We start from the raw sequence: 26,041 nt of genomic DNA on the forward strand, positions 1-26,041 counted from the left end.
CCCGGTGACAACACCCCCCGGATCATCGACGACAGGGGCAGTAAGTCATGCCGGACTCAGCGACCGAGATCCTCAGGTCGAGGACCCATCACGAAGGTAACGGGGCTCACCCGCCACCTTCCCCATGATGCCGCGGACAAAGGAGTTCACGTGCGACACCCCAGATTGCGTTGGCTGGCCGGCGCCGGCGCCGTGGCGCTTGCCGCCGCGCTTGCACCCAATGCCCAGGCGAGCTCGTCCGCCGAACGCGTCGATGGCGCTTCCGCCGCCCAGCTCGACGACCGCCCGGACGCCCAGGAGGAGGCCCGCCGCGCTGCCATCGAGCAGGCCACGTCGATGGTCATCTCGGGCCAGGCCGCCCCCGTTGACAAGGGCAAGGGCAAATCCGTCCAGATCTCGCCCGGACAATGGGCGCAATACTGGCCTGCAGTCGACCGACTCGATCCTGACCTTCCTCGTCGACTTCGGCACCCAGATCGACTCGCGGTTCCCCACGGCCCGGCCGGCCCGGTGCACAACAGCATCCCGCAACCCAACCGGTCGGTGGACAACACGACCTACTGGGTGCCGGACTTCACCTGGAGTGACGGCACGATCGCCCGCAACCGGATCCAGACCTTCGACTCCACCTTCGGTGTCGAGGCGAGCAACCCGATCTCGCTGCACCGCGAGACTGCTGCCGGTATGACGATCCTGACCGTCCCGTCGCAGGCACCGGTCGCGGTCTTCGACGACAGCGACCCGCTGCGCTACTACGACACCGCCAACCCGATGGGGAGTGTCAAGGTGGCCGGCGTGGGCGTGACCATCAAGGTCGTGCAGAGCAACTCCACGGGGAAGATGACCGTCAAGGTCAACTGACCGATTCGCCACTCGGGCGCGGCCAGCCTTTCCGCCCGATGCCAGAGGCCTCTTGTCCGCAACGGAACATTTCCCTTGCGGACAAGGGGTTTGTGGCATCGGGCGGTAAAGCTGTTGTCAGCCCGGTGTCCGCCAGGCGAGGGCGGCGTGGTCGGTCAGGCCAGCCAGGCGCGGGGCGTGGTCGATCGCGCACTCCCCCACCGGGAGCGGCGCGGTGGTCAGCGCATAGTCGTACCGGCACGCAGCCCCTGAGTGATCCACCCAGGTGGGCTCGGGATCGCCGGCCAGCGGATCGCGATAACCGAGGCCGCCGGTGAGCAGGCCGTATGCCGTGCGCTCCTCCCCCAGCACATAGAGCAGGCGATCGACGTGGCCCGGCGCGACGATATTGAGGTCGCCGACCAGGATCGTGGGGGCCGGGGGCAGTTCGCTCAGCCAGGTGAGGAAGGCCAGCAGCCAGTCGCGTTTGCGTTGCCGCTGAACGGCATTCGCATAGCGCACCGGATCACTGGCCGCGCCATAGACCGCGACGAGTCGCACCGGCTCCGCTCCCGGGCCGACCCCATCGGGCACCTGGGCGACGAGCACCCGCTCGGCCAGCATGCTGGGGCCGGGCACATCGAGCCGGGTCAGTCCCGCACCACGATCCACTACGAGCACCCCGAGCGAGGTGGCGTCCACGCCGGCCCGGCGCGCACCCGCCGGCTCGCGCAAGGAGGAGAAGGTCGCGAAGCCGGCCGCACGGCATACGTCCTCGATTAGGGCGGTTCCGGCGCCCCACCCGGTCTCGGTGAGCACGAGGACCTCCTCCTCGCACTGCCACAGATAAGCGAGCAGGTCCCTGGCCCGCTCCCGCGGCGGCCGCGAGATGTTCAGAGTGCGCAGCGAAGGGGTCACGCGTTGCGCGAGTAGAGGTAGGCGAGCACGCCCATTCCCACGACCAGCATCACGAGCACGGCGGTCAGCCGCTTGGGGTCGGTGCGGTTGAGGTGGAAGGCGCCGGCCACGATCGCGGCGATCCCGAGCAGCCGCAGCGGGCCCACCAGCCGCACGAGCGCGACCAGGCCCAGCCCGACCAGGACACCGCCAATCACCGCATTGCGGCCGGCGTCCGGTCTGGTGCTCACCCGCGCCAATCTACGGGACGTATGCCGTTCGCTCCCCCATACCGCCGGCCTCCCCTCGCCGTCGGATCGCCGGGACAAAAAGCGGATGCCGCCCACCCCAGGCGGGGTGAGCGGCATCCGATCATGCGAGATGGATCAGTCGAAGCGGTCCAGGCCCAACTCGACGTCGTCGAGGCGGATCGCCTCGCCGGTGCCCGCGCCGAAGACGGGGTAGGCGTAGTCGTCGTAGTTCGGCATGGCATACATCGCCGCGCGCGCCTCGGCGGTCGGCTCGACCCGGATGTCGCGGTAGCGAGGCAGGCCCGTACCGGCCGGGATGAGCTTGCCGAGGATGACGTTCTCCTTCAGGCCGAGCAGCGGGTCCGACTTGCCCTCCATCGCGGCCTCGGTCAGGACGCGGGTCGTCTCCTGGAAGGAGGCCGCCGAGAGCCAGCTGTCAGTCGCCAGCGAGGCCTTGGTGATCCCCATCAGTTCGGGACGACCGGAGGCCGGACGGCCCCCCTCGGCCACGACGCGACGGTTCTCGTCCTCGAAGCGGCCGCGCTCGGCCAGCATGCCCGGGAGCAGGTCGGCGTCGCCGGACTCGATGATCGTGATCCGCCGCAGCATCTGCCGGACGATGACCTCGATGTGCTTGTCGTGGATCGCCACACCCTGCTGGCGGTAGACAGCCTGCACCTCGTCGACGAGGTGCATCTGCACCTGGCGCGGGCCGAGGATGCGCAGCACCTGCTTGGGGTCGATGGCGCCCTGAACCAGCTTGGTGCCGACCGCCACGTGATCGCCGTCGGCGACCAGCAGACGCGCCCGCTTGCTGACCGGGTAGGCGTGCTCCTCCGAGCCGTCGTCCGGCGTCAGCAGGATGCGGCGGGTCTTGTCGGTCTCCTCGATCTCCACCCGGCCGGTGGCCTCGGCGATCGGAGCGACACCCTTGGGGGTGCGCGCCTCGAAGAGCTCGACAACACGCGGCAGACCCTGGGTGATGTCGTCACCGGCCACACCACCGGTGTGGAAGGTCCGCATCGTCAACTGGGTGCCGGGCTCACCGATGGACTGGGCGGCGATGATGCCGACCGCCTCACCGATGTCGACCAGCTTGCCGGTGGCCAGCGAGCGGCCGTAGCACTTGGCACAGGTGCCGACCTTGGACTCACAGGTCAGGACCGAACGGACCTTGACCTCGTCCACGCCGGCGCCGAAGAGCGCACCGATGACCACGTCACCGAGGTCGATGCCGGCCTCGGCCAGCACCTCTCCGTCGCGGGTGATCGCCTCGGCGAGCGTGCGGGCATAGACCGACGTCTCGACCTCGTCGTGGACGATACGGCCGCCGCTCTCGGACTTCGCCGCGATCGGCATCGTCAGGCCACGCTCGGTGCCACAGTCGTCCTCGCGGATGATGACGTCCTGCGAGACGTCGACCAGGCGCCGGGTGAGGTAGCCCGAGTCCGCGGTCCGCAGCGCGGTGTCGGCCAGACCCTTGCGCGCACCGTGGGTGGAGATGAAGAACTCCAGCACCGACAGACCCTCACGGAAGTTCGTGCGGATCGGGCGCGGGATGATCTCGCCCTTGGGGTTGGCCATCAGGCCACGCATACCGGCGATCTGACGCAACTGGAACCAGTTACCGCGCGCCCCGGAGTTGACCATCCGGAAGATGGGGTTGCTCTTGGGGAAGTTGGACTCCATCTCCTTGGAGACTTCGTTGGTCGCCTTGGTCCAGATCTCGATGAGCTCCTGACGGCGCTCGTCGTCGGTGATCAGGCCGCGCTCGAACTGCGTCTGCACCTTGGTCGCGCTCGTCTCGTAGCCGGCGAGGATCTCGCCCTTGCGCGGCGGCGTGACGACATCGGAAACCGCCACCGTCGTGCCCGAGCGGGTCGCCCAGTGGTAGCCGGCTTCCTTGAGCGCATCGAGGCTCGCCGCGACCTGGACCTTGCTATAGCGCTCGGCCAGGTCGTTGACGATCGTCGAGAGGCGCTTCTTGTCAACCGGCTCGTTGACGAAGGGGTAATCAAAGGGCAGCGTGGTGTTGAACAGCGCACGGCCCAGGGTGGTCTCGACCAGCAGCATCGGCACCCCGCCGCCCTCGCCCGCCTCGACACCCTCGGGCAACTCGGCCCCGACCGACGGAACGACATCCATAAGGCGAATCTTGACCATGCTGCCGAGTTCGATCTCGTGGGCGTCGAAGGCCATGCGGGCCTCGGCCACCGTGGAGAAGACGCGCCCGGACCCCTTGCCATCCTCGACCTCGGAGGTCAGGTGGTAGAGGCCGATGATCATGTCCTGGGTGGGCATGGTCACCGGGCGGCCATCGGCCGGCTTGAGGATGTTGTTGGAGGACAGCATCAGGATGCGGGCCTCGGCCTGCGCCTCGGCCGACAGCGGCAGGTGCACGGCCATCTGGTCACCGTCGAAGTCCGCGTTGAAGGCGGTGCAGACGAGCGGGTGGATCTGGATGGCCTTGCCTTCGACCAGCTGCGGCTCGAAGGCCTGGATGCCGAGGCGGTGCAGGGTGGGCGCACGGTTGAGCAGCACGGGGTGCTCGGTGATGACCTCTTCGAGGACATCCCACACGACCGACTTCTGGCGCTCGACCTGACGCTTGGCCGACTTGATGTTCTGCGCATGGTCGAGGTCGACCAGGCGCTTCATCACGAACGGCTTGAACAGCTCCAGCGCCATCTGCTTGGGCAGACCGCACTGGTGCAGCTTCAACTGCGGGCCGACGACGATGACCGACCGGCCGGAGTAGTCGACGCGCTTGCCGAGCAAGTTCTGACGGAAACGCCCCTGCTTGCCCTTGAGCATGTCGGACAGCGACTTCAGCGGGCGGTTGCCCGGGCCGGTGACCGGCCGGCCACGACGACCGTTGTCGAACAACGAGTCCACGGCCTCCTGCAGCATCCGCTTCTCGTTGTTGACGATGATCTCGGGCGCGCCGAGGTCGAGCAGACGCTTCAACCGGTTGTTGCGGTTGATGACGCGGCGGTAGAGGTCGTTCAGGTCGGAGGTCGCGAAGCGGCCACCGTCGAGCTGCACCATCGGGCGCAGGTCCGGCGGGATGACCGGGACCGCGTCGAGCACCATACCGGCGGGGTTGTTGTCCGTCGTCATGAACGCGGAGACGACCTTGAGGCGCTTGAGGGCGCGGGTCTTCTTCTGGCCCCGGCCGGTGGCGATGATTTCGCGCAGCAGCGCCGCCTCGGCGTCGAGGTCGAAGGTCTCCAGACGCTTCTGGATCGCCGCGGCGCCCATCCCCCCCTCGAAGTAGAGACCGAAACGGTCCCGCATCTCGCGGTAGAGGATCTCATCGCCCTCGAGGTCTTGGACCTTGAGGTTCTTGAACCGGTCCCAGACCTGGGTGAGGCGGTCGAGTTGACCGTCCGCACGCCGGCGGATCTGCGCCATCTCACGCTCGGCCCCATCGCGGACCTTGCGCTTGACGTCGGCCTTGGCCCCGTCGTTCTCCAGCTCGGCGGTGTCGGCTTCGAGCTTCTTGGCGCGGGCCTCGATGTCGGCGTCGCGACGGTTTTCGATCTCCTTCTTCTCCACCTCGATCTGTGCCTCCAGGGAGGGCAGGTCGGCGTGGCGCTGGTCGACATCGACCGAGGTGATCATGTAGGCGGCGAAGTAGATGACCTTCTCCAGGTCCTTCGGCGCCAGGTCGAGCAGGTAACCCAGGCGCGAGGGCACGCCCTTGAAGTACCAGATGTGGGTGACCGGAGCCGCGAGCTCGATGTGGCCCATCCGCTCACGACGCACGGCCGCGCGGGTCACCTCGACGCCGCAGCGCTCGCAGATGATGCCCTTGAAGCGCACACGCTTGTACTTGCCACAGGCACACTCCCAATCCCGGGTGGGACCGAAGATGCGCTCGCAGAAGAGACCGTCCTTCTCCGGCTTCAGGGTCCGGTAGTTGATGGTCTCCGGCTTCTTGACCTCGCCGTGGCTCCACTCGCGGATGCTGTCCGCGGTGGCGAGGCCGATACGCAGTTGATCAAAGTTGTTGACGTCCAGCACTACGTGCTTCCTATCTTCCGTATGCCGTTCAGTTCAGTTGGTATGCGGCTGGCCCGAAGGCCAGGACGGAGCTTCGCCCCGGCCAGTCTCATTCCGTCGAACCAGGCTCGCTTCGCTCGCGGTTCGGCGGCGGACTCGACGATCCCTAGCGGGATCGCTCGTCCGACTGCCCGGGACGTCGCAATCACACTTCCTCTACGGAAGAGGGCTCGCGCCGGGACAGGTCGATGCCGAGTTCCTGAGCGGCCTGGAAGACGTCGTCCTCGGTGTCGCGCAGTTCGATCTGGCTGCCGTCCTGGCTGAGCACCTCGACGTTCAAGCACAAGGACTGCATCTCCTTGATGAGGACCTTGAACGACTCGGGGATGCCCGGCTCGGGAATGTTCTCGCCCTTGACGATGGCCTCGTAGACCTTCACGCGGCCGGTGACGTCGTCGGACTTGATCGTCAGCAACTCCTGCAGGGCGTATGCCGCGCCGTACGCCTCCAGGGCCCAGACCTCCATCTCACCGAAGCGCTGGCCACCGAACTGGGCCTTACCGCCGAGCGGCTGCTGGGTGATCATCGAGTAGGGACCGGTGCTGCGCGCGTGGATCTTGTCGTCCACGAGGTGATGCAGCTTCAGGATGTACATGTAGCCGACCGAGACCGGGTCCGGGAAGGGCTCGCCGGAGCGGCCGTCGAACAGGCGTGCCTTGCCGTTGGGCCCGACGAGTCGCTGGCCATCACGCGTGGGCAGCGTGGACTCGAGCAGACCGAAGATCTCCTCCTCGCGGGCACCGTCGAAGACGGGGCTCGCGACCCGGGTGCCGGGCTCCGCGTGGTGCGCGTCGGCAGCCATACCGGCAGCCCACTCGGCACCATCCGGGACCTGCCAGCCGCGGCTGGCGGCCCACCCGAGGTGGAGTTCGAGGACCTGGCCGATGTTCATTCGGCCCGGGACACCGAGCGGGTTGAGCACGACGTCGACCGGCGTACCGTCCTCGAGGAAGGGCATGTCCTCGACCGGCAGGATCTTGGAGATGACGCCCTTGTTGCCGTGGCGGCCGGCGAGCTTGTCGCCGTCGGTGATCTTGCGCTTATTGGCGACATAGACGCGGACCAACTGGTTGACGCCCGGGGGCAGCTCGTCGCCGTCCTCCTTGTCGAAGACCTTGACACCGATGACGGTGCCGGTCTCGCCGTGAGGAACCTTGAGCGAGGTGTCGCGGACTTCGCGGGCCTTCTCCCCGAAGATCGCGCGCAGCAGGCGCTCCTCCGGGGTCAGCTCGGTCTCACCCTTGGGGGTGACCTTGCCCACCAGCAGGTCGCCGTCGCGGACCTCGGCGCCGATGCGGATGATGCCGCGCTCGTCGAGGTCGGCCAGGACCTCTTCGGAGACATTCGGGATGTCCCGGGTGATCTCCTCGGGGCCGAGCTTGGTGTCGCGGGCGTCGACCTCGTGCTCCTCGATGTGGATCGAGGAGAGGACGTCGTCCTGCACCAGACGCTGGGAGAGGATGATCGCGTCCTCGTAGTTGTGGCCCTCCCAGGGCATGAAGGCCACGAGGAGGTTCTTGCCGAGCGCCATCTCGCCGCCGTCGGTCGCGGGACCGTCGGCGATCAGGCCGCCCTCCTCCAGACGATCGCCTTCGGCGACCACGACACGCTGGTTGTAGGAGGTGCCCTGGTTGGAGCGGGCGAACTTCGCGATCCGGTAGGTGCGGTGGGTGCCGTCGTCGGCGGCGACGCTGACCAGGTCGGCCGAGACCTCGGTGACAACGCCCGCCTTCTCGGCCCGCACGACATCGCCGGAGTCGAGCGCCGCACGGAACTCCATCCCGGTGCCGATGAGCGGGGCCTCGCTGCGCACCAGCGGGACCGCCTGACGCTGCATATTGGCGCCCATGAGCGCTCGGTTGGCGTCGTCGTGCTCGAGGAAGGGGATCATCGCGGTCGCGCCGGAGACCATCTGCCGGGGCGAGACGTCCATGTAGTCGACCTCGTCGGCGGCGACGTCGATCGCCTCACCGCCCTTGGTGCGGACCAGGACGCGGTTCTCGGCGAAGGTGCCGTCGACGTCCAGCGCGGCGTTCGCCTGGGCGATGACGTACTTGTCCTCCTCGTCGGCGGACAGGTAGTGGATCTCGTCGCTGACCTTGTTGCCCTCGACCTTGCGGTAGGGGGTCTCGATGAACCCGAAGGCGTTGATGCGGGCATACGACGCGAGCGAGCCGATCAGGCCGATGTTCGGGCCTTCTGGGGTCTCGATCGGGCACATGCGGCCGTAGTGCGACGGGTGAACGTCACGGACCTCCATGCCCGCGCGGTCACGGGAGAGACCGCCCGGCCCGAGCGCGGACAACCGACGCTTGTGGGTCAGGCCCGCGAGCGGGTTGTTCTGGTCCATGAACTGCGAGAGCTGCGAGGTGCCGAAGAACTCCTTGATCGACGCCACCACCGGGCGGATGTTGATCAGGGTCTGCGGGGTGATCGCCTCGACGTCCTGGGTGGTCATCCGCTCGCGGACGACGCGCTCCATCCGCGACAGGCCGGTGCGGACCTGGTTCTGGATGAGCTCGCCGACCGTGCGCAGGCGCCGGTTGCCGAAGTGGTCGATGTCGTCGGTCTCGACGCTGATATCGATGTTCTCGCCGTCGCGCACGCCGGGAAGGGTCGTGTCGCCGCGGTGGAGTGCCACGAGGTATTTGATCGTGCCGACGATGTCCTCGATGGTGAGGACCGAGTCGTGCAGGTCGACGTCGCGGCCGAGCTTGCGCCCGATCTTGTAGCGACCGACCTTGGCCAGGTCGTAGCGCTTCGGGTTGAAGTAGAGGTTGTCGAGGAGGTTCTGCGCCGCCTCGCGCGTCGGGGGCTCGCCCGGGCGCAGCTTGCGGTAGATGTCGAGCAGCGCCTCGTCCTGACCGGCGATGTGGTCCTTCTCGAGCGTCAGCTCCATCGACTCGTAGCCGGCGAACTCCTCGCGGATCTCGGCCTCGGACATGCCAAGGGCCTTCAGCAGCACGGTGACGCTCTGCTTGCGCTTGCGGTCGACGCGCACGCCGATCATGTCGCGCTTGTCGATCTCGAACTCCAGCCACGCACCGCGGCTCGGGATGACCTTGGTGGTGTAGATGTCCTTGTCGGACGTCTTGTCCGGCGTGCGCTCGAAGTAGACGCCGGGGCTGCGGACCAGCTGGCTGACGACGACGCGCTCGGTGCCGTTGATGATGAAGGTGCCGCGCTCGGTCATCAGCGGGAAGTCGCCCATGAAGACCGTCTGGCTCTTGATCTCACCAGTGGTGGTGTTCATGAACTCGGCGGTGACGAAGAGGGGCGCGGAGTAGGTCTGGTCCCGCTCCTTGCAGTCCTCGATGGAGTACTTGCTCTCCTCGAAGCGGTGGTCACGGAAGCTCAGGCTCATCGAGCCCGAGAAGTCCTCGATCGGGGAGATCTCCTCGAAGATCTCTTCGAGCCCCGAACGGTCGGGGACGTTACGCCGACCGGACGCGACAGCTTCGGCGACCCGCTCCTGCCACCGCTCGTTTCCGAGCAGCCAGTCGAAAGACTCGGTCTGCAGGGCGAGGAGGTCGGGGACTTCGAGGGGTTCGCGAATCTTTGCGAAGCTGAGACGACCGGAGGCCGTTCGTGCGGTCTGCACAGTTGCGGTGCGCGAGGCAGCCAAGGATGGATCCTTCCACGGGCCTGTGTGGTGTGCGGCGGCTGTCGACCCGCGGGATCACGGTTGACGCGACCGGGCTGGTCGGCCCGGGATATGAAGCGTCAGACACGAGGGTGGGAGGGTAGACAGCGCAAAGAATCACAATACAGCATTAAGGCATGGCTGTCCAAGCCTGTCCAGTGCCCATCCGGACGGCGGTCGCGAAAAGCGACGCGTAGAGGATGACGCGGAACACGGCATACGTCAAGCAGGCGCGCGCGATTCGCATGTCCCGGTAGCGCGTCCGCGCCCGAGGACGCCGAAGGGGCGGACCGAAACTCGGTCCGCCCCAACGTTTTTCGTCCCTACAAACTCACTTGAGTTCGACGGTGGCGCCGGCTTCCTCGAGCTGGGCCTTCGCCTTGTCGGCGGTGGCCTTGTCGACCTTCTCCAGGACGGCCTTGGGAGCGCCGTCCACGAGGTCCTTGGCCTCCTTCAGGCCGAGAGAGGTCAGCGAGCGGACCTCCTTGATGACCTGGATCTTCTTGTCACCGGCAGCGGCGAGGATGACGTCGAACTCGTCCTGCTCCTCGGCCTCGGCCGGAGCTTCGGCCGCGCCGCCGCCACCGATGGCCGGACCGGCCATCAGCGGGGCCGCGGCGGTGACGCCGAAGGTCTCCTCGAACTGCTTGACGAACTCGGAGAGCTCGATCAGGGTCATCTCCTTGAAGGCCTCAAGGAGCTCGTCGGTGCTGAGCTTCGCCATGATGGCGTCCTTTCTTTCGTATGCCGTGAGTGGCGTGAGGGTGGTGTGCCCGGTCCCGGTGGGATCAGGCGTCCGCGTCGCCACTCGGGGCGACGTCGTCGGCCGGGGCGTCCGCGGGTGCGTCCGCCGGCGCTGCGGGGGCAGCGGCGACCGGCCCTTCGCTCTCGACCTTGGCACGCAGGGCGTCGACGGTGCGAACGGCCTGCGACAAGGGCGCGGCGAAGAGGTAAACAGCGCGGCTCAGCGAGGTATTCATGGCCCCGGCGAGCTTGGCGAGCAGAACCTCGCGCGACTCGAGGTCGGCGAGCTTCTTGATCCCGTCGGCGTCGAGAGCGCGCCCGTCGAGGACACCGCCCTTGATCACCAGCAGGGGGTTGGCCTTGGCGAAGTCACGCAGACCCTTCGCGGCCTCGACGGGGTCACCGTCGACGAACGCGATGGCGGTCGGGCCGACGAACTGACCCTCGAAAGCGGTCACCCCGGCTTCCTTGGCCGCCAAATCGGTCAGCGTGTTCTTGACCACGGCGTAGGTGGCGTTGCCACGGAGGCTGGTGCGCAGCTGGGTCAGCTGCTTCACGGTGAGCCCGCGGTACTCCGTGAGAACGGCCGCATTCGAGGTGCGGAACTTCTCCGCCAACTCGGCGATGGCAGCCGACTTTGCGGGCTTTGCCATTAGGGCCTCCTTCGTCGTTCGTGCCGCTGGTCTGCTCCCGGCCCACAACGAAAAGGGCCCCGGCGCAGGACACGGGGCGAACGGCATACGGAACGATCGGCGAAGCCGAGGCGGTATGACGGTCAAGCGTGGCCTGCGCTGGTTGCCCGCCTCGCGGCGGGACCTTCGGTCGGATACGACAACCGGCGGTCTTTGGTCGTGATCAGGATACGGCCCGACCCGGCATCCGCCCAAATCCACGTCGTAGGCTACTGACGGTAGGGGAGGCATATCGGGCGCCATAGCGCCCGCTTTGCCTCACCTACCCGCCGGTAACTCGCGCTGGACTACATGGTGGTGACTTGGGAGGCCGGCGGAGCAGAGATGTCGACCTTCTTGCCCCAGTCGGAGTAGTCGACGGTGATCTCCATGCCCATATTGATGGTCGAGTGGACCGGCCGACCCTGGCCGTCAAGGGTATAGGTGACCGGGATACTGTCCGGCAGGGTGATGCCGGTCGGCTTGTCCATGCCGGTCGCACTCATGACCTTGGCGAGGTCGAGATCGAGCGAGAGCGTCGTCAGATCGCCCTCCTTCTTGGTGACCTTGGCCTTCTGTCCACCGAAGGCCTTGGCCATCACGGCCGGGTCGAAGCTGTTGAGGTTGCCGGCGCCGGCGCCCGCGGCCTCGGCGGCGTCCATCTTGACCCACTTGGTGCCGCCGGTCAGGCCCTTCATATAGGAGACCCCGCCGATGGTGATCATGTCGATCTTGGTGCCCATCATCTCCATGGTCATGGCCATGTCCTGCTTGCCCTTGACGACCTTGAAGTCCCCCTCGGCCGTGATGGACCCACCCATGTCCATCTTCATGTGGCCGGTCGCGCCGTCGACGAAGACCTTCTGCATCGCCTGGCCGAGGGCGATGGCGTCGATCTCGTCGCCGACCTTGGCGCTGGCGATGTCGGTGCTGCCGCCGCCCCCCGGGTCGGTGGTCTTGGAAGCGGTTGTCGTCGCAGTGGTTGCGGTCGTCGCTGCCGTGGACTGCGTGCCGGTGCCGCTGGCCGCGGCGCCCGAAGTGCTGCTGGTGCCGTCGCTGCTCCCGCACGCGCTCAGCATCAGCGCGCCGGCCGCGATCACGGCCCCGATCGAGGTCTTGGTCAGCTTCATGGGTCCTCCCCCAGTGGTGTTCATCCCGTCCGACGTATGCCGGACGCCTGCTTCGCCCAGAACTGTAAACCGTCCGCGCGCCTGACTAGACGTCTCTGGCAGCCGGGCGGTTCCTCCCGGGTTGACGGATCGCCGATCAGGAACTGGGCGAGGCGGTGGGCAGCGGGCCGATCTCATCCTTGGCCGGGGCGACGATGGCGACCTCCTTGCCCCAGTCGGCGTAGGTCGTGCTGATCGAGGTCAAGCCCAGATCGTTCTCGATGGTCAGTGGCTTGCCCTCCGCGTCCAGGGTGATCACGACGGTGGCGGCCTTGGCCAGGCGCGGGATCGCGGACTTGCTCTTGCCGGCGGCGGCGAAGTAGTCGGCGATCGGGATGCTCCCCTGGTAGGCGCTCGACCCCGCGCCGCCGCCGGACGTCACGCTGGTGACCTTGGCCTTGGCGAGCGACTTGCCGATGACCAGCGGGTCCGCGCCGGACAGCGTGCCGATGGTGACGGCGGCGAGCGCGTCGTCGACCTGGATCCACTTCGGCGAGAGCGCCGGGTTGTGCAGATAGGTGACGCCGTCGACGACGCGGGCCTGATCGAGGTGCCATTGGAGGCCATCGTCACGTCCTGATCGACGTGCTCGCCCTTGATGGCGAAGTCGCCCTCGCTGGTGACCTCGCCCATGACGATCTGGACCGAACCGGTGGCGCCGTCGGGGAGATCGGGGCCCCGACAGCCCACGTCGAGAAACCGAAACACCCGGGCGGGCACGAGGAGTTCTCGTTCCCGCCCGGGTGTGGCACGGCATACGGGCCCGTATGCCGTGTGGTGACGTGAGCGGTCAGCTCGCGTCGTCCTCCATCAGGTTGCGCGTCTTGCTGAAGTCCAGCGGGATGCCCGGGCCCATGGTGGTGGTCATGGTGGCCTTGAGCAGGAAGCGGCCCTTGGACGCGGCCGGCTTCAGACGGAGCACCTCATCGAGAGCGGCGCCATAGTTCTCCACCAGGGCGGCGTCGCTGAAGGACGTCTTGCCGATGATGAAGTGCAGGTTGGCGTGCTTGTCGTTGCGGAACTCGATCTTGCCGCCCTTGATGTCGGAGACGGCCTTGCCGGTGTCCATGGTGACGGTGCCGGTCTTCGGGTTCGGCATCAGGCCACGCGGGCCGAGGATCTTGCCGAGGCGGCCGACCTTGCCCATCAGGTCCGGGGTCGCGACGACGGAGTCGAAGTCGAGCCAGCCGCCAGCGACCTTCTCGATCATGTCGTCGGAGCCGACGTACTCGGCGCCGGCGGCCCGGGCCGCCTCGGCGCGCTCGCCATTGGCGAAGACGAGGACGCGGGCGGTCTTGCCGGTGCCATTCGGCAGGTTGACGGTGCCGCGGACGATCTGGTCGGCCTTGCGGGGGTCGATGCCGAGGCGCAAGGCCACCTCGACGGTCGCGTCGTACTTGGTGGTCGAGGTCTCCTTGGCGAGCTTGACGGCGTCAAGCGGGCTGTAGACCTTGTCCTTGTCGATCTTCTCGGCGGAGGCCTTGTAGGCCTTGCTGCGCTGCATGCAGAACTCCTGATATCAGAGGTGGAGGTTGTGGTGCGGGCCAGCGCGGCCCTTCCACGCGGCATACCGGCCGGGGTGGCCGGTGCTGCCTTGGTGAGCTCAGAGCTCGGTGGTGATGCCCATCGACCGGGCGGTGCCGGCGATGATGCGCATCGCCATGTCGATGTCGTTGGCGTTGAGGTCTTCCATCTTCTGCTCGGCGATGGCGCGCACCTGGTCCTTGGTCAGCTTCGCAACCTTGGTCTTGTGCGGCTCGCCGGACCCCTTGGCGACGCCCGCGGCCTTTTTGATCAGCTCGGCGGCCGGCGGGGTCTTGGTGATGAAGGTGAAGGAGCGGTCTTCGTAGACCGTGATCTCGACCGGGATGACATTGCCGCGCTGGGCTTCCGTCGCGGCGTTGTAGGCCTTGACGAACTCCATGATGTTGACGCCGTGCTGACCCAGGGCCGGGCCGACGGGCGGGGCCGGCGTCGCGGCACCGGCGTTGATCTGCAGCTTGATAAAGCCGGTGATCTTCTTCTTCTTGGGAGGCATTGATTTTCCTTTTGTCGTGGGCCGACGCCGTGGGCGATGACCCGGTTGCACCGCCGAGCCGCGAGCTTGCAGCCTGGTTCGGCGGAAATCTTCAATTGTGCGAGCGGAGCGAGCTCCGCGCTTTCGAGGGGAAACGGGGGCGGAGCCCCGTGTCTTAGATCTTGGCGACCTGGCTGAAGCCGAGTTCGACCGGGGTCTCGCGGCCGAAGATCGAGACCAGCACCTTCAGCTTCTGGGTGTCGGGGTTGATCTCGGAGATCGTGGCCGGCATGGTCTCGAAGGGGCCTTCCATGACCGTGACCGACTCACCGATCTCGAAGTCGACAATGGTGATCGTCCCGCCCTTGCCGCCCACTCCGGCCGCCGCGCCCTTGGCGGGCTTGGCCGCGCCCAGGTCGACCGGCTTGAGCATGTCGAAGACCTCATCGAAGCTCAGCGGCACGGGGGCGTGCGCGTTGCCGACGAAGCCGGTGACCCCGGGCGTATGCCGCACAGCACCCCACGACTCGTCGGTCAACTCCATCCGGACCAGGACATAGCCGGCATACCGGACGCGGTGCACGACCTTCTTCTGGCCGTTCTTGATCTCGGTGACGTCTTCCATCGGCACCTGGACCTCGAAGATGTAGTCCTCCATGTTGAGGGAGGTCATGCGGGTCTCGAGGTTGTGCTTGACGCGGTTCTCGTAGCCCGCGTAGGAGTGGATGACATACCAGTCGCCGTACTTGGCCTTGAGCTCGTCGCGGAAGGCCGCCACGGGATCGGCGGGCAGCAGGTCGCCGTCCTCGTCCTCGAGCGCGTTGCCGTCGGCTGGCGCATCGCCGTCGGCTTCGTCGGCGAGAGCCTCGTCCTCGGTCACCGCATCGGTGGCTTCGGGGGTCTCGACCTCGAGGTCGACGTCGGCGGCCTCGGTCGCGTCGAGGTCGTCGGCGCGCACATCGATCGCGGCGTCGTCGAAGTCCTCGGGCTCCTGCGGAGCGTTCACGTCCTGCGACATCGGTGTACTACCTCACGTTCTTCTCGAGCCAGGGCTGGCGATCTTCGTGGCACGGCGCTCGCCGGCCCACGGGCTGACGGGTCAGCCGCCGAAGACCCACATCACGAGTTTGCTGAAGCCGAAGTCCAGACCCGAGGTCAACGCCATCATGAAGGTCACGAAGACGATGACGACCAGGGTGTAGTTGATCAACTCATCGCGCGTGGGCCGCACGACCTTGCGCATCTCGTCGATGACCTGACGGATGAACAGGCGCAGCCGCGCGATCGGGCTCAGGCCCTTGCCGCTCTTGGCCGGGCGGCTCGCGCTACCGCGGGCCGGGGCGTCGAGATCGGTCACGGGTCAACTCGCTTCTGGTCGTTCTGGGTGGACTACGGCCGGGCCGTTACCGCAGGGCAGGAGGGACTCGAACCCCCAACCGCCGGTTTTGGAGACCGGTGCTCTACCAATTGAGCCACTGCCCTAGGGGAACGCGCGGGTCGGAGACACGGTTCCCGGGTGGTCGCGGGCATGCCGGAGCAGCCATGGACCAGGGATCAGCATACGGGACGATCGTGGGTGCACGCGAACCGCGGCCGCCATCCGGGCCGCTCGCGAACGGCATACGGAAAGTGGAACGATGGGCGGGTGAGTGACGCGAAGCAGCCGTTGTCGTCCCTGTCCGCCGCGCAATTGCGCGACTACCTGGCCGCCCAGCAACGCGCGTACACCGTGCTGCAGGAGCGCGGCCTGGCGCTCGACCTGACGCGGGGCAAGCCGAGCACGGCGCAACTCGATCTCTCCGACGAACTCTTGCACCTGCCGGTCACGGTCAAGGACGGCGACGGGGTCGACTGCCGCAACTACGGGGGGCTGACCGGGATTCGGCAGATCCGCGAGATGTTCGCGGATCTGCTGTGGGTCGAGCCCGAACAGGTGGTCGCCGGGGGCAACTCCAGCCTGACGATGATGCACGACTGCCTCGTGCAGATGCTGCTGCACGGCGCCGTCGACTCGGCGCGGGCGTGGGCGCGCGACGAGCGGGTGAAGTTCATCTGCCCGGTGCCGGGGTATGACCGCCACTTCACGATGCTCGCGTCCTATGGCATCGAGATGATTCCCGTCGACATGCTCGCAGACGGTCCGGATGCGGACGCGATCGAGGCACTCGTCGCAACCGATGCCGCGATCAAGGGCATGTGGATCGTCCCGACCTATGCCAACCCCTCGGGCTCGGTGATCAGCATGGAGGTTGCGTCGCGGCTGGCCGCGATGCCGACGGCAGCGCCCGACTTCAAGATCTTCTGGGACAACGCCTATGCCTTCCACCACCTGACCGAGCAGGAGGCAAAGGGCGTCGACATCCTCTCCGTCTGCTCCGGGGCGGGTCACCCCAACCGGCCGATCATGTTCGCGTCCACCTCCAAGATCACGTATGCCGGCGCCGGTGTCGCCTTCCTGGCCGCGAGCGCGGAGAACGTCGCCTGGTATCTGCGCCATCAGCAGTTCGCTTCGATCGGGCCGGACAAGCTCAACCAGTTGCGGCATGTGCAGTACTTCAAGACGCCCCAGGGGGTGCGCGACCTGATGGTCAAGCACCGCGAGATCCTCGCGCCCAAGTTCGCGGCAGTGGACGCCGCGCTGACTGCGGAGCTCGACGGCCTGGAAGTGGCGACCTGGTCGAAGCCGACGGGCGGGTATTTCGTCAATCTCGATGTGCTGGACGGGACGGCCGGCCGGGTGGTCGCGCTGGCCAAGGCCGCTGGGATCGTGCTGACGCCGGCGGGGGCGTCCTTCCCGGGCGGTCACGATCCGCGGGATCGCAATATCCGGCTCGCGCCGTCCTTCCCCGTGCTCGCGGATGTCGAGACGGCGATGGCCGGCGTGGCCACCTGCGTGGCTCTCGCGAGCGCCGAGAAGCTGGCGGCGCGGCATACGGCCGCCGCGAGCACCCCGGAAGGAGAATGAGGTCATGTCCGAACAGACCGAATCGATCAATGACGACCTGACGGCCTACAGCCTCGACGACGAGGACCAGCTGCAGCCTGAGGACACCCTCATCGACGACGGCATCGACGATGTCCTCGACCGTGGCTACTCCCCCGCCGACACCGACCGCGGATCGCGCGCCTTCGGCGTGACGGCGAGCGAGCAGGCCGGACACGAGACGATCGACCAACGAGTGCTGCAAGAGGTCCCCGATCCGGACTCCGCCTACGGCGCGCCGCTGAACGAGTCGGGGCTGGATGTCGAGCCGCTCGGTGGCGACGACCCCGATGCCATACCGGCCGACGAGGATTGGCTCGGGGATGCCGAGATTGGCGACCGGCGGGCCGGCCGGTTGGTCGCGCCCGACCAGGGATTGGGCCCGGATATCGAGGGCGACGTCTACGGCACCGATGTGGGCATCGACGGGGCGGGCGCCTCCGCCGAGGAAGCCGCGATGCACATCATCGACGGCGACGACGTCAGGTACGACGACTGAGCACTGAGCACGAACCGAGCGACGCCTCCGCGGGCGGCGATCGCTCGGCTGGGCATGGGCAGGCCGGCGCGGCCGGGACGGACGCAGGCCGGACGGGCGCGGCCGGGACGGGCGCGAGGACGATCGCGAGGCAAACGGCCGGTGCACCTGGTCGACGCGATCTGGCCACGCTGCCCAAGGCGCACCTGCACCTGCACTTCACCGGCTCGCTGCGGCTGGGCACGCTGATCGAGCTGGCGCGGGCACACGATCTGCACCTGCCGGACGCGTTCGTCGAGCACTGGCCGCCGCGGCTGGCCAGCGTGCGCGACGAACGCGGATGGTTCCGCTTTCAGCGGCTCTATGACGCCGCCCGCGCGTGTGTGCGTTCGGAGGCCGACATGCGGCGCCTGGTGCGGGAGGCCGCACTCGACGATGCGGTCGAGGGGTCCCGATGGCTGGAGATCCAGGTGGACCCCACGTCCTACGCCCCCTTCGTCGGAGGCCTGACACCGGCCCTGGAGATCGTGCTTGACGAGGCGGCCGCGGTCTCGCGGGCGGGTGGGGCGCCCGTCGGCGTGATGGTCGCGGCATCACGGATCCGGCACCCGCTCGATGCGCGGACGCTGGCCCGGTTGGCGGCGCGGTATGCCGGCGACGGGCCCGGGGCCGTCGTCGGTTTCGGGCTGAGCAATGACGAGCGGCGCGGCGACACCAGGGAGTTCGGCGTGGCCTTCGACATCGCGCGCAAGGCGGGCCTGGCGCTCATGCCGCACGCCGGTGAATTGCTCGGGCCGGCGGCGGTCGAGGAGACGCTGGATGCGCTGGGTCCGGACCGCCTCGGGCACGGCGTGCGCTCGGTGGAGGATCCGCGCCTGGTGGACCGGCTGGCCGGCGAGGGCGTGGCCCTTGAGGTCTGCCCGGGGTCGAATGTCGCGCTCGGCGTGTTCGACGAGATCGACGAGGTGCCCTTGCGGACGCTGGTCGACGCGGGCGTCCGGGTAGCGTTGGGCGCCGACGACCCGCTGCTCTTCGGTTCGCGGCTGGTCGATCAGTACGTCTTCGCGCGCGATCGCCTCGGCTTCGGCGATGCCCAGCTGGCCGACCTGGCCCGCGGCTCCCTGCTCGCCTCCCGCGCGCCCGACGAGATCCGGAACGCAGCAATGGCCGATATCGACGCCTGGCTCGCCGCCCATCCCGCCTAGTGCAGCGGTCGGCGGTCCGTACCCGTCGAGAGACTGGTTCAGCCCCGTCGAAAGGCCGGTTCAGCCACGTCGAAAAGCCAGGTCGGGTTGTCGAGCGGCCGTACCGGCCTCTCGACAACCCCGAACCGGCCTCTCGACGGTCAGAGGTCGTGGCCGACGAAGACCGGTTCGTTGACGAGGGCCACGCCGAAGGCATCCTGAACGCCGTCGCGGACGGTGCGTGCCAGCGCGAGGATGTCGGCTACCGACGCCGCGCCCCGGTTGGTGACGGCGAGGGTGTGCTTGGTCGACAGGGCCGCCAAACCGGACAGCCCAGCCTCGCGGGCGCCGCCGAAGCCCTTGCCGAAGCCGGCGCGCTCGATCAGCCACGCGGCGCTGGTCTTGATCCCGTCGCCGCCGGGATAGCGCGGTGGCTCCACGTCGGCTCCGAGCCGCTCGTGCACCCGGGCCACGAGCCGTTCGAACGCTCGTGCCCCGAGGATCGGGTTGGTGAAGAAGGATCCGCAGCTCCACGTGTCGTGGTCCTCGGCATCGAGAACCATCCCGCGGCGCCGGCGCTGGGCGAGCACCGCCTCGCGGGCGTCGGCGAGCGGCACCCGGGTGCCCAGGGGCACGTCGAGACCCGCGGCCAGGTCGGCATACGCAATCGGGGCGGACAGGTCGGCGAGGGTGAGTTGGAAGGCGACGTCGAGCACGACATACCGGCTGCTTGCCTTGAACAGACTGTGCCGGTAGGTGAAAGCGCAGTCGGCGGCAGCGAAGGTGCGCACGGTCTGCGTCTCTCGATCCCAGGTGCGGACCTGGGCGATCGTCTGGGCGACCTCCTGCCCGTAGGCCCCGACGTTCTGCACCGGGGTCGCGCCGGTGCTGCCCGGTATGCCGGAGAGCGCCTCTATCCCCGACCAGCCCTCGGCGACAGCCAGGGCGACGACATCGTCCCAGGGCTCGCCGGCGGCGACCCGCACAAACGCCCCGCCACAGGCGTCCTGCGACTCCCGGGTCACACCGCTGGTCGCGACGCGCACGACGGTGCCGGGGAAGCCGGTGTCGGCGATCACCAGGTTGGAGCCGCCGCCCATGACCAGCAGCGGCTCGCCGGCGTCGTCGACCTCGCGGACCACGTCGACCAACTCATCGATGGTCGCGACAGTGACCAGCCGGGCGGCGGGTCCACCGACCCGCATGGTCGTATGCGGCGCGAGGGCCGCGTCGAACTCCTCGCGCACAGCGTCAGTCGAGTTGGACGGTCGCCAGGCAGCGGCCGAGCACCTTGGCGCCCGAGGCCGTCGTTGTCAGCTCAACCGTGGCTTGCTTCGTGGCCGCGTCGAGGGACTTCACCACGCCCGACACCTCGAGCGCGGCGCCCTCGCGGGGCACGACGACCATCGAGGTGAATCGGGTGCCATAGCGCAGCACTCGTCCGGCGTCACCGGCCCAGTCGGCGGCGACGGTGCCGGTGGCGCCCATCGTCCACATGCCGTGGGCGATGACATCGGGCAGGCCGACGCTCGTGGCGAAGTCCTCGTCCTGGTGGATGGGGTTCTGATCGAGGGAGGCCGCGGCATACGCCAAGAGGGTCTCGCGGGTCACCGAGACGGTGACCGGGCCGAGCACGTCGCCGACGGCGACCTCGGAGAACTGACGGGCCATGACCTACTCCCCTCCCCGCACGACGATCGTCGAGGTGGTCGTGGTCACCGGCTGCTCGCCGGCGGTGATCTCGGTGCGGACGCTGATCATCGCGTGCCCACCCGCCGAGCGGATGCTGTCGACGGTCGTCTGCGCCGTGATCTCGTCGCCGGCCGTGATCGGCCGGTGGTGGACGAAGCTCTGCTCACCGTGCACAACCCGCGAATAGTCGATGCCCGCCTCCGGATCCTGGACGTATGCCCGCGAAGCCAGTTGGTCGAAGCGCACCGCCATCGTGGGGGGCGCGATGACATCGCGATAGCCCGCGGCGCGGGCCGCGGCGGCATCGGTGTGGACGGGGTCGGTCGCACCCACCGCGGCAGCGAAGGCCGCGATCATCGCGGCATCCACGGCATACGGGCCGACCGGGGCGAAGGTGCGCCCGACGAAGCTCTCGTTGACCGGCATACCGGCCACCCTATCGACGGCCGGGACGCCGACGCGCCCCGGACCAGCGGTAGGTCAGGGGCGCGTCGAGGCGAGGCTTGACGAGGCGTCAGCGGGTCTCGCGGTGCGGGGTGTGCTTGCGGCAACGCGGGCAGAACTTGGCAAGCTCGAGCCGGTCCGGGCTATTGCGGCGGTTCTTCTCCGTGATGTAGTTGCGCTCCTTGCACTCCGTGCACGCCAAGGTGATCTTGGGGCGGATTTCGGTGGACTTCTTGGCCACGGGGCAACCTACTTCTGAATGGACGGTGGATCGGACCCCGGGCGCGCACGGGCGGACCGCACGCGGCTGGGACAACGACTTAACAGGATACCGAGCGCTCGTGTTCCCACGAAATCGCCAGTGGTAGCGGGAGCGGGGCTCGATCCCGCGACCTCACGATTATGAGTCGTGCGCTCTAACCAGCTGAGCTACCCCGCCATGGGCCCGCGCGCCGCGAAGCGGCGAACCTGAGCCCCCTGTCGGAATCGAACCGACGACCTTTTCCTTACCATGGAAACGCTCTGCCGACTGAGCTAAGGAGGCCTGCCCTCCGCGTGGAAGGGCGCTCGGAGAGATTACACGGTGGGGGCGCTGCGGGTGAAATTGCGATCGCGCTTCAGCCTACGTATGCCGCGCCGGAGACACGCCCAGGGCCGCGTCGAGGGCTATGGCCAGCCAAGTCGGCGCCAGGGCGGGCGGTCGTTGCGTCACCGTGGAAGCCCCTGCGGGCGTGGGCCTGAGTGGATGGAGTCCACGACAGGGCAGGAGTGGGGTCAACCCCACATTGCGGCCACGCTGTTGACTCGACGCGGAGATTATCCAGGTCAACCGGGGTAGGGGTTGCCATTGCGGTCGTAGCGGATGAGCAGGTGCCCGAGCAGATGTCAGGGCCCGCCGGCCCCGAGCTGTCACCCGCAAAGCAGACGTCAAACCACGCAGGCCGCGTCGGCGACGTCGAGGGCCGTGTCGAGCGCGCGGAGGCCGTCGTCCAACTCCTCCTCGGTGATGACCAGCGGCGGGACGATGTGGAGGCGATTGCCCGCGACGAAGGGCCACATCCCGGCCGCCTTGCACGCGGCGGTGACCTCGGCCATCGACGCAAGGGGCGCCCGCGTGGCCCGGTCGCTGACCAGCTCGACGGCCCAGAAGACACCGAGGCCGCGTACCTCGCCCACGCTCGGGTGCTTCTCCATCAGACCCCGCAGGCGCGGGCCGATGACGCCCTCACCGAGGTCGCGGGCGCGCTCGATGATGCCCTCGTCCTTGAAGATCTCGATCGACGCGACAGCGGAGGCACAGGCGAGCGGGTGGCCGCTGTAGGTCAGGCCGCCGGGATACGGCTCGTCCTGGAAGGACGCGGCGATCCGATCGCTGATGATGACCCCGCCGAGCGGGACATAGCCGGAGTTGACCCCCTTGGCGAAGCAGATCAGGTCGGGGGTGACGCCCCAGTGGTCGATCGCGAACCACTCCCCCGCGCGCCCGAAGCCGGCCATCACCTCATCGGCGATCATCACGATCCCGAATTCGTCGCAGATCGCGCGAACACCGGCGAGATAGCCGTCCGGGGGCACGAGGATGCCGTTGGTGCCCACGACGGTCTCGGAGATCAGCGCGGCAATATGGTGCGGACCTTCGGCGGCGATGATGTCGCGCAGGTGCTGCAGGGCTCGTTCGCACTCCTCCTGCTCGGTCGTCGCGTGGAAGTTGGAGCGGTAGAGGTAGGGGCCGAAATAGTGGACCACCCCAGGCACCGCGGGTTCGGAGCCCCACCGGCGGGGCTCACCGGTCAGGCTGATCGCGCCGGCGGTCGCACCGTGATAGCTGCGGTAGGCGGCGAGCACCTTCTGCCGGCCCGTATGCAGTCGCGCCATCCGGACCGCGTTCTCCGTCGCCTCGGCGCCGCCATTGGTGAAGAAGACCATGTTGAGATCGCCTGGGGCGAGCTCCGCGATGGCAGCGGCGGCCGCCGATCGCATGTCATTGGCCATCGCCGGCGAGACCGTGGTCATCCGGGCGGCCTGCTCCTGGATGGCGGCGACCAGCCGCGGATGCTGGTAGCCGATGTTGACATTGACAAGTTGACTCGTGAAGTCGACATAGGTCCGGCCGTCGTCCGTGGTGATCCGGGCGCCTTCGGCGGCGACCACCGGCACCGGGTCGATCTTGGCCTGCGCCGACCAGGAGTGGAAGACATGCCGGCGATCTAGCCGCCGCACCTCCTCCGGCGTCAGCGTGGGCAGCAGGGACGGGTTCGCGGCGACATCGACCATGCTCGCGATGGTATGCCCGTCGCCGCCACGTGTGGAGCGCCTGCGCCGCGATGCAGCGCTCGAGGACGTTGCCCTCAGCGGGGCAGGAGGGCGTTCGCGGCGGCCCACGCGGCATACGCCCGGGCACTGTCTTTGACCGTGCGCTCTTGCGTGTCGTAGTCGACGCGCACGATGCCGAAACGCTTGTCGTAGCCATAGGCCCACTCGACGTTGTCCAGCAGCGACCAGGCGAAGTAGCCGCGGACGTCCGCGCCCGGGGCGATCGCGTCGTGCACAGCGGCGAGGTGATCGTGCAGGTATGCCGTTCGCTCCTCGTCCCGCACGCGACCATCCGCGTCGAGGTGGTCATCAAAGGCCGCGCCGTTCTCGGTGACCAGGATCGGCAGCCCGGGCGCATCCGTCGAGACGCGCAGGAGCAGGTCGGTCAGTGCGCTCGCGTCCACAGGCCAGTCCATCGCCGTCACCGGAAATCCCGGGTCGACGAAGCTGACGCCCTGGGAGCCTGGATATGCGGCGATTTCCGGCGACTCGGGGTCCGCGATCACCAGGCTGGGACTGTAGAAGTTGACGCCGATGCTGTCGATCTTGGCAGCGATCAGATCGAGATCGCCCGGGCGCACGAAGCCGAAGTCGGTGTGCTCGAAGACATCTCGGCGGACGTCCTCTGGATATCCCCGGCCGAGGACCGGATCGAGGAAAATGCGGTTGGCGACGCCGTCGATGCGCCGGGCGGCATCGAGATCATCCGGGCGGTCACTCGCCGCGCGCACCTGATGGAGGTTGAGCGCCAACGACACCTCGGCCGTCCGGGGCAGGATCGCGCGGAGGCCGGAAACGGCGGTGCCGTGGCCGAGCAGGAGGTTGTGGGCGACGCGGAGCGCTAGCGCAGGGTCGCGCAGGCCGGGCGCATGCACGCCTGATCCGTGACCGAGGAAGGCCGAACACCACGGCTCGTTGAGCGTGGTCCAGGTTGCGACGCGGTCGCCGAGCCGCTCGGCGAGGATCGCGGCATACCAGGCGAAGAGCTTGGCCGTGGAACGCTCGCGCCAGCCGCCATCGTCCTGCAGCCACTGGCGCAGGTCCCAGTGATAGAGCGTGAGCACCGGGCGGATGCCGAGTTCGCGGATGGTGTCTACGAGCCGGTCGTAGAAGTCCAGCCCCGCCGCGTTGATCCGCCCGGGCACGGGTTCGATGCGTGGCCAGGACACCGAGAAGCGGTAGTCGGTCAGGCCGAGCTCGGCGACGATGGCGAGGTCCTCCCGCCAGCGCCGGTAGTGGTCGCAAGCGACATCTCCGGTGTCGCCGTTGACGATCGCTCCGGGCTGCCGGCAAGAGGTGTCCCAGATCGACGGTGTTCGTCCGTCAGCGGCGACAGCACCCTCGATCTGATAGGCGGCTGTTGCTGTGCCCCAACGGAATCCGCTGGGAAAGGTCAGAGACTCGGTCATCCCTTCACCGCGCCGTGCATGATGCCTCCGATGATCTGACGCCCGAAGAGGACGAAGACGAGCAGGATGGGGAAGGTGCCGACGACGGCGCCGGTGAGGGTCAAGGCGTAGTCGACCTCGATGCCCGAGGAAAGCGAGGAGATCGCGACCTGAACCGTCGGGTTCTCGGCATTGAGCACGACCAGGGGCCAGAAGAAGTCGTTCCAACTGGCGACGAAGGTCAGCAGGCCGAGGACCGCGGTGGCCGGTCGGGCGATGGGGAGCACGATGGAGCGATACGTCCGGAGGGTGCTCGCGCCGTCCACACGCGCCGCGTCGATGAGTTCCATCGGGAGTGCCTGCCGGAGGTATTGCGTCATGAAGAAGACGCCGAAGGCGGAGACCAGTCCGGGCGCGATGACCGCCTTGAGGCTGCTTGCCCAGTGGAACCCACTGGGTGACCATGATGTAGAGCGGGATGACGCCCAACTGCGTGGGGATCAGCATCGTCGCCACCACGAAGGCCAACAGCGCACCGCTGCCACGGAAGCGCAGCTTGGCGAAGGCAAAGCCGGCCATGGTCGAGGTGAAGACGACGGCGAGCGTCACGACCGACGAGACGATCGTCGAATTCAGCAGGGCGAGAGCGAAGTTGCCTTCCCGGAAGGCGTCCTTGACGTGCACCCAGAGCTGATCGCCAGGAGTCAGGGGTGGCGGGTATCGGCCGATCTGCGAGGCGTCGCGGGAGGCGATGACGAGCGACCAGTAGAGCGGGAAGGCCGAGATGAGGACCAGAACGATGAGCAGGGCATAGGTGAGCCAGGAGGCGTCACCGGCGCGGCGGCGCTTAGCCATGTCAGTCCTCTCCGGAGATCCGGCGCACGAGAAGGAGATTGACGATCACGACGATGCCGATGACGACCAGAAGGCCGAGCGCAATAGCGGACGCATAGCCATACCGGCCGTTGAACCAGAACTGTTGATAGGGATAGAGCACGACAGTCTGGAACTGCCGCCCTGAGCCGCCATTGGCGGCGCGGGTGCTGTCGAAGAGCAGTGGCTCACCGAAGTGTTGGAGCGCGCCGATTGTCGAGACGATGACGGTGAAGATGATGGTGGGTCGCAGGCTCGGCACGGTGATGTGCCAGAACTGCTGCCACTTAGAGATCGCGCGGATAGGTCAGGGTCGTCGGGTGGGTCGGGTGTCCCAGCGGTGGGTCGTCCAGGCTCGGCGGAGCAGGCTTCGGGTGATGATGACCGCG

At 67.8% G+C, this 26,041-nt stretch carries 25 protein-coding genes and 3 tRNA genes; 5 read left to right on the top strand and 23 right to left on the bottom strand.

Going from position 1 to position 26,041, the window contains the following annotated elements:
• Positions 1-150 precede the first annotated feature (150 nt).
• The gene (locus tag ABD209_RS16635) at positions 151-861 is read left to right on the top strand and encodes a hypothetical protein (protein WP_344068289.1); all 711 of its coding nucleotides are present in this window, start codon (positions 151-153) and stop codon (positions 859-861) included.
• Positions 862-978: 117 nt separating this feature from the next.
• Here the strand turns inward: ABD209_RS16635 and ABD209_RS16640 are convergent, their stop codons facing one another.
• The 13 genes from ABD209_RS16640 to ABD209_RS16700 all read right to left on the bottom strand — a co-directional run bounded on the left by ABD209_RS16640 (position 979) and on the right by ABD209_RS16700 (position 15,779).
• Positions 979-1,758 (bottom strand): endonuclease/exonuclease/phosphatase family protein, encoded by a 780-nt coding sequence (locus ABD209_RS16640; protein WP_344068291.1) that lies wholly within the window; start codon positions 1,756-1,758, stop codon positions 979-981.
• The gene (locus ABD209_RS16645) at positions 1,755-1,988 is read right to left on the bottom strand and encodes a hypothetical protein (protein ID WP_344068294.1); all 234 of its coding nucleotides are present in this window, start codon (positions 1,986-1,988) and stop codon (positions 1,755-1,757) included. Before ABD209_RS16645 ends, ABD209_RS16640 begins: the two co-directional genes overlap by 4 nt.
• A 135-nt stretch (positions 1,989-2,123) precedes the next feature.
• Positions 2,124-6,014, bottom strand: coding sequence for a DNA-directed RNA polymerase subunit beta' (locus tag ABD209_RS16650; RefSeq protein WP_344068297.1), 3,891 nt, complete (start codon positions 6,012-6,014; stop codon positions 2,124-2,126).
• A gap of 184 nt (positions 6,015-6,198) precedes the next feature.
• On the bottom strand, positions 6,199-9,678 hold the full coding sequence (rpoB, locus tag ABD209_RS16655) for a DNA-directed RNA polymerase subunit beta (RefSeq protein WP_344068301.1): 3,480 nt from the start codon (positions 9,676-9,678) through the stop codon (positions 6,199-6,201).
• A gap of 349 nt (positions 9,679-10,027) precedes the next feature.
• Complete coding sequence (gene rplL, locus ABD209_RS16660) at positions 10,028-10,420, bottom strand: 50S ribosomal protein L7/L12 (protein ID WP_324386398.1); 393 nt, start codon at positions 10,418-10,420, stop codon at positions 10,028-10,030.
• 64 nt (positions 10,421-10,484) lie between these two features.
• On the bottom strand, positions 10,485-11,093 hold the full coding sequence (rplJ, locus tag ABD209_RS16665; protein WP_344068304.1) for a 50S ribosomal protein L10: 609 nt from the start codon (positions 11,091-11,093) through the stop codon (positions 10,485-10,487).
• Between the two features lie 326 nt (positions 11,094-11,419).
• The gene (locus ABD209_RS16670; RefSeq protein WP_344068307.1) at positions 11,420-12,241 is read right to left on the bottom strand and encodes a hypothetical protein; all 822 of its coding nucleotides are present in this window, start codon (positions 12,239-12,241) and stop codon (positions 11,420-11,422) included.
• A gap of 136 nt (positions 12,242-12,377) precedes the next feature.
• Positions 12,378-13,037: a hypothetical protein gene (locus tag ABD209_RS16675; protein ID WP_344068310.1), complete on the bottom strand. Its 660-nt coding sequence runs from the start codon at positions 13,035-13,037 to the stop codon at positions 12,378-12,380.
• Between the two features lie 33 nt (positions 13,038-13,070).
• Complete coding sequence (gene rplA, locus ABD209_RS16680; RefSeq protein ID WP_344068313.1) at positions 13,071-13,784, bottom strand: 50S ribosomal protein L1; 714 nt, start codon at positions 13,782-13,784, stop codon at positions 13,071-13,073.
• Between the two features lie 99 nt (positions 13,785-13,883).
• A complete protein-coding gene (gene rplK / locus ABD209_RS16685; protein ID WP_324386407.1) occupies positions 13,884-14,318 on the bottom strand; it encodes a 50S ribosomal protein L11 in 435 nt (144 codons plus the stop codon).
• Between the two features lie 154 nt (positions 14,319-14,472).
• A complete protein-coding gene (gene nusG, locus ABD209_RS16690; protein WP_344068317.1) occupies positions 14,473-15,315 on the bottom strand; it encodes a transcription termination/antitermination protein NusG in 843 nt (280 codons plus the stop codon).
• A gap of 81 nt (positions 15,316-15,396) precedes the next feature.
• Positions 15,397-15,654 carry a preprotein translocase subunit SecE gene (gene secE, locus ABD209_RS16695; RefSeq protein ID WP_425564706.1) on the bottom strand — a complete coding sequence of 86 codons (258 nt, stop codon included), beginning with the start codon at positions 15,652-15,654 and terminating at the stop codon, positions 15,397-15,399.
• A gap of 52 nt (positions 15,655-15,706) precedes the next feature.
• A tRNA-Trp gene (locus tag ABD209_RS16700) sits at positions 15,707-15,779 on the bottom strand.
• Positions 15,780-15,942: 163 nt separating this feature from the next.
• On the opposite strand from ABD209_RS16700, the gene ABD209_RS16705 reads away from it, so the two are divergent.
• From ABD209_RS16705 to ABD209_RS16715, 3 genes are all read left to right on the top strand, one after another.
• On the top strand, positions 15,943-17,262 hold the full coding sequence (locus ABD209_RS16705) for an aspartate aminotransferase type Ic (protein ID WP_344068320.1): 1,320 nt from the start codon (positions 15,943-15,945) through the stop codon (positions 17,260-17,262).
• Positions 17,263-17,266: 4 nt separating this feature from the next.
• The gene (locus ABD209_RS16710; RefSeq protein WP_324388389.1) at positions 17,267-17,779 is read left to right on the top strand and encodes a DUF5709 domain-containing protein; all 513 of its coding nucleotides are present in this window, start codon (positions 17,267-17,269) and stop codon (positions 17,777-17,779) included.
• Positions 17,780-17,940: 161 nt separating this feature from the next.
• Positions 17,941-18,963 (top strand): adenosine deaminase, encoded by a 1,023-nt coding sequence (locus ABD209_RS16715; RefSeq protein WP_344068343.1) that lies wholly within the window; start codon positions 17,941-17,943, stop codon positions 18,961-18,963.
• 140 nt (positions 18,964-19,103) lie between these two features.
• On the opposite strand, the gene ABD209_RS16720 is transcribed toward ABD209_RS16715, so the two are convergent.
• The 9 genes from ABD209_RS16720 to ABD209_RS16760 all read right to left on the bottom strand — a co-directional run bounded on the left by ABD209_RS16720 (position 19,104) and on the right by ABD209_RS16760 (position 25,198).
• The gene (locus ABD209_RS16720; RefSeq protein ID WP_344068324.1) at positions 19,104-20,189 is read right to left on the bottom strand and encodes a UDP-N-acetylmuramate dehydrogenase; all 1,086 of its coding nucleotides are present in this window, start codon (positions 20,187-20,189) and stop codon (positions 19,104-19,106) included.
• A gap of 4 nt (positions 20,190-20,193) precedes the next feature.
• Positions 20,194-20,613: a MaoC/PaaZ C-terminal domain-containing protein gene (locus ABD209_RS16725; protein ID WP_344068327.1), complete on the bottom strand. Its 420-nt coding sequence runs from the start codon at positions 20,611-20,613 to the stop codon at positions 20,194-20,196.
• A 3-nt stretch (positions 20,614-20,616) separates the two neighbouring features.
• Complete coding sequence (locus ABD209_RS16730) at positions 20,617-21,060, bottom strand: FAS1-like dehydratase domain-containing protein (RefSeq protein ID WP_324386802.1); 444 nt, start codon at positions 21,058-21,060, stop codon at positions 20,617-20,619.
• Positions 21,061-21,148: 88 nt separating this feature from the next.
• The gene (rpmG, locus tag ABD209_RS16735) at positions 21,149-21,319 is read right to left on the bottom strand and encodes a 50S ribosomal protein L33 (RefSeq protein WP_324386801.1); all 171 of its coding nucleotides are present in this window, start codon (positions 21,317-21,319) and stop codon (positions 21,149-21,151) included.
• Between the two features lie 121 nt (positions 21,320-21,440).
• A tRNA-Met gene (locus tag ABD209_RS16740) sits at positions 21,441-21,517 on the bottom strand.
• A gap of 32 nt (positions 21,518-21,549) precedes the next feature.
• Positions 21,550-21,622 (bottom strand) — tRNA-Thr (locus ABD209_RS16745).
• Between the two features lie 383 nt (positions 21,623-22,005).
• Positions 22,006-23,352, bottom strand: a complete 1,347-nt coding sequence (locus ABD209_RS16750; protein ID WP_344068331.1) for an aspartate aminotransferase family protein — start codon at positions 23,350-23,352, stop codon at positions 22,006-22,008.
• A 74-nt stretch (positions 23,353-23,426) separates the two neighbouring features.
• Positions 23,427-24,800 (bottom strand): GH1 family beta-glucosidase, encoded by a 1,374-nt coding sequence (locus tag ABD209_RS16755; protein ID WP_344068334.1) that lies wholly within the window; start codon positions 24,798-24,800, stop codon positions 23,427-23,429.
• On the bottom strand, positions 24,797-25,198 hold the full coding sequence (locus ABD209_RS16760) for a carbohydrate ABC transporter permease (protein WP_344068346.1): 402 nt from the start codon (positions 25,196-25,198) through the stop codon (positions 24,797-24,799). The genes ABD209_RS16755 and ABD209_RS16760 overlap by 4 nt, the downstream gene beginning before the upstream one ends.
• Here ABD209_RS16760 and ABD209_RS16765 point away from each other — a divergent pair.
• A complete protein-coding gene (locus ABD209_RS16765; RefSeq protein WP_344068337.1) occupies positions 25,158-25,676 on the top strand; it encodes a hypothetical protein in 519 nt (172 codons plus the stop codon). The two genes, ABD209_RS16760 and ABD209_RS16765, sit on opposite strands and share 41 nt — an antisense overlap.
• On the opposite strand, the gene ABD209_RS16770 is transcribed toward ABD209_RS16765, so the two are convergent.
• The gene (locus ABD209_RS16770; protein WP_344068340.1) at positions 25,636-25,914 is read right to left on the bottom strand and encodes a hypothetical protein; all 279 of its coding nucleotides are present in this window, start codon (positions 25,912-25,914) and stop codon (positions 25,636-25,638) included. The genes ABD209_RS16765 and ABD209_RS16770 overlap by 41 nt on opposite strands.
• Between the last annotated feature and the right edge of the window lie 127 nt (positions 25,915-26,041).

The organism is Nostocoides vanveenii, assembly GCF_039531165.1.
Taxonomy (GTDB): Bacteria; Actinomycetota; Actinomycetes; order Actinomycetales; family Dermatophilaceae; genus Nostocoides_A; species Nostocoides_A vanveenii.

Coding starts and splice junctions, on each gene's coding strand:
- rplL (WP_324386398.1), bottom strand. CDS start 10,420: ATGGCGAAGCTCAGCACCGACGAGCTCCTTGAGGCCTTCAAGGAGATG.
- rplJ (WP_344068304.1), bottom strand. CDS start 11,093: ATGGCAAAGCCCGCAAAGTCGGCTGCCATCGCCGAGTTGGCGGAGAAG.
- ABD209_RS16670 (WP_344068307.1), bottom strand. CDS start 12,241: ATGAAGCTGACCAAGACCTCGATCGGGGCCGTGATCGCGGCCGGCGCG.
- ABD209_RS16675 (WP_344068310.1), bottom strand. CDS start 13,037: ATGCCGTGCCACACCCGGGCGGGAACGAGAACTCCTCGTGCCCGCCCG.
- rplA (WP_344068313.1), bottom strand. CDS start 13,784: ATGCAGCGCAGCAAGGCCTACAAGGCCTCCGCCGAGAAGATCGACAAG.
- rplK (WP_324386407.1), bottom strand. CDS start 14,318: ATGCCTCCCAAGAAGAAGAAGATCACCGGCTTTATCAAGCTGCAGATC.
- nusG (WP_344068317.1), bottom strand. CDS start 15,315: ATGTCGCAGGACGTGAACGCTCCGCAGGAGCCCGAGGACTTCGACGAC.
- ABD209_RS16710 (WP_324388389.1), top strand. CDS start 17,267: ATGTCCGAACAGACCGAATCGATCAATGACGACCTGACGGCCTACAGC.
- ABD209_RS16725 (WP_344068327.1), bottom strand. CDS start 20,613: ATGGCCCGTCAGTTCTCCGAGGTCGCCGTCGGCGACGTGCTCGGCCCG.
- ABD209_RS16730 (WP_324386802.1), bottom strand. CDS start 21,060: ATGCCGGTCAACGAGAGCTTCGTCGGGCGCACCTTCGCCCCGGTCGGC.
- ABD209_RS16750 (WP_344068331.1), bottom strand. CDS start 23,352: ATGGTCGATGTCGCCGCGAACCCGTCCCTGCTGCCCACGCTGACGCCG.
- ABD209_RS16755 (WP_344068334.1), bottom strand. CDS start 24,800: ATGACCGAGTCTCTGACCTTTCCCAGCGGATTCCGTTGGGGCACAGCA.
- ABD209_RS16765 (WP_344068337.1), top strand. CDS start 25,158: ATGAAGAAGACGCCGAAGGCGGAGACCAGTCCGGGCGCGATGACCGCC.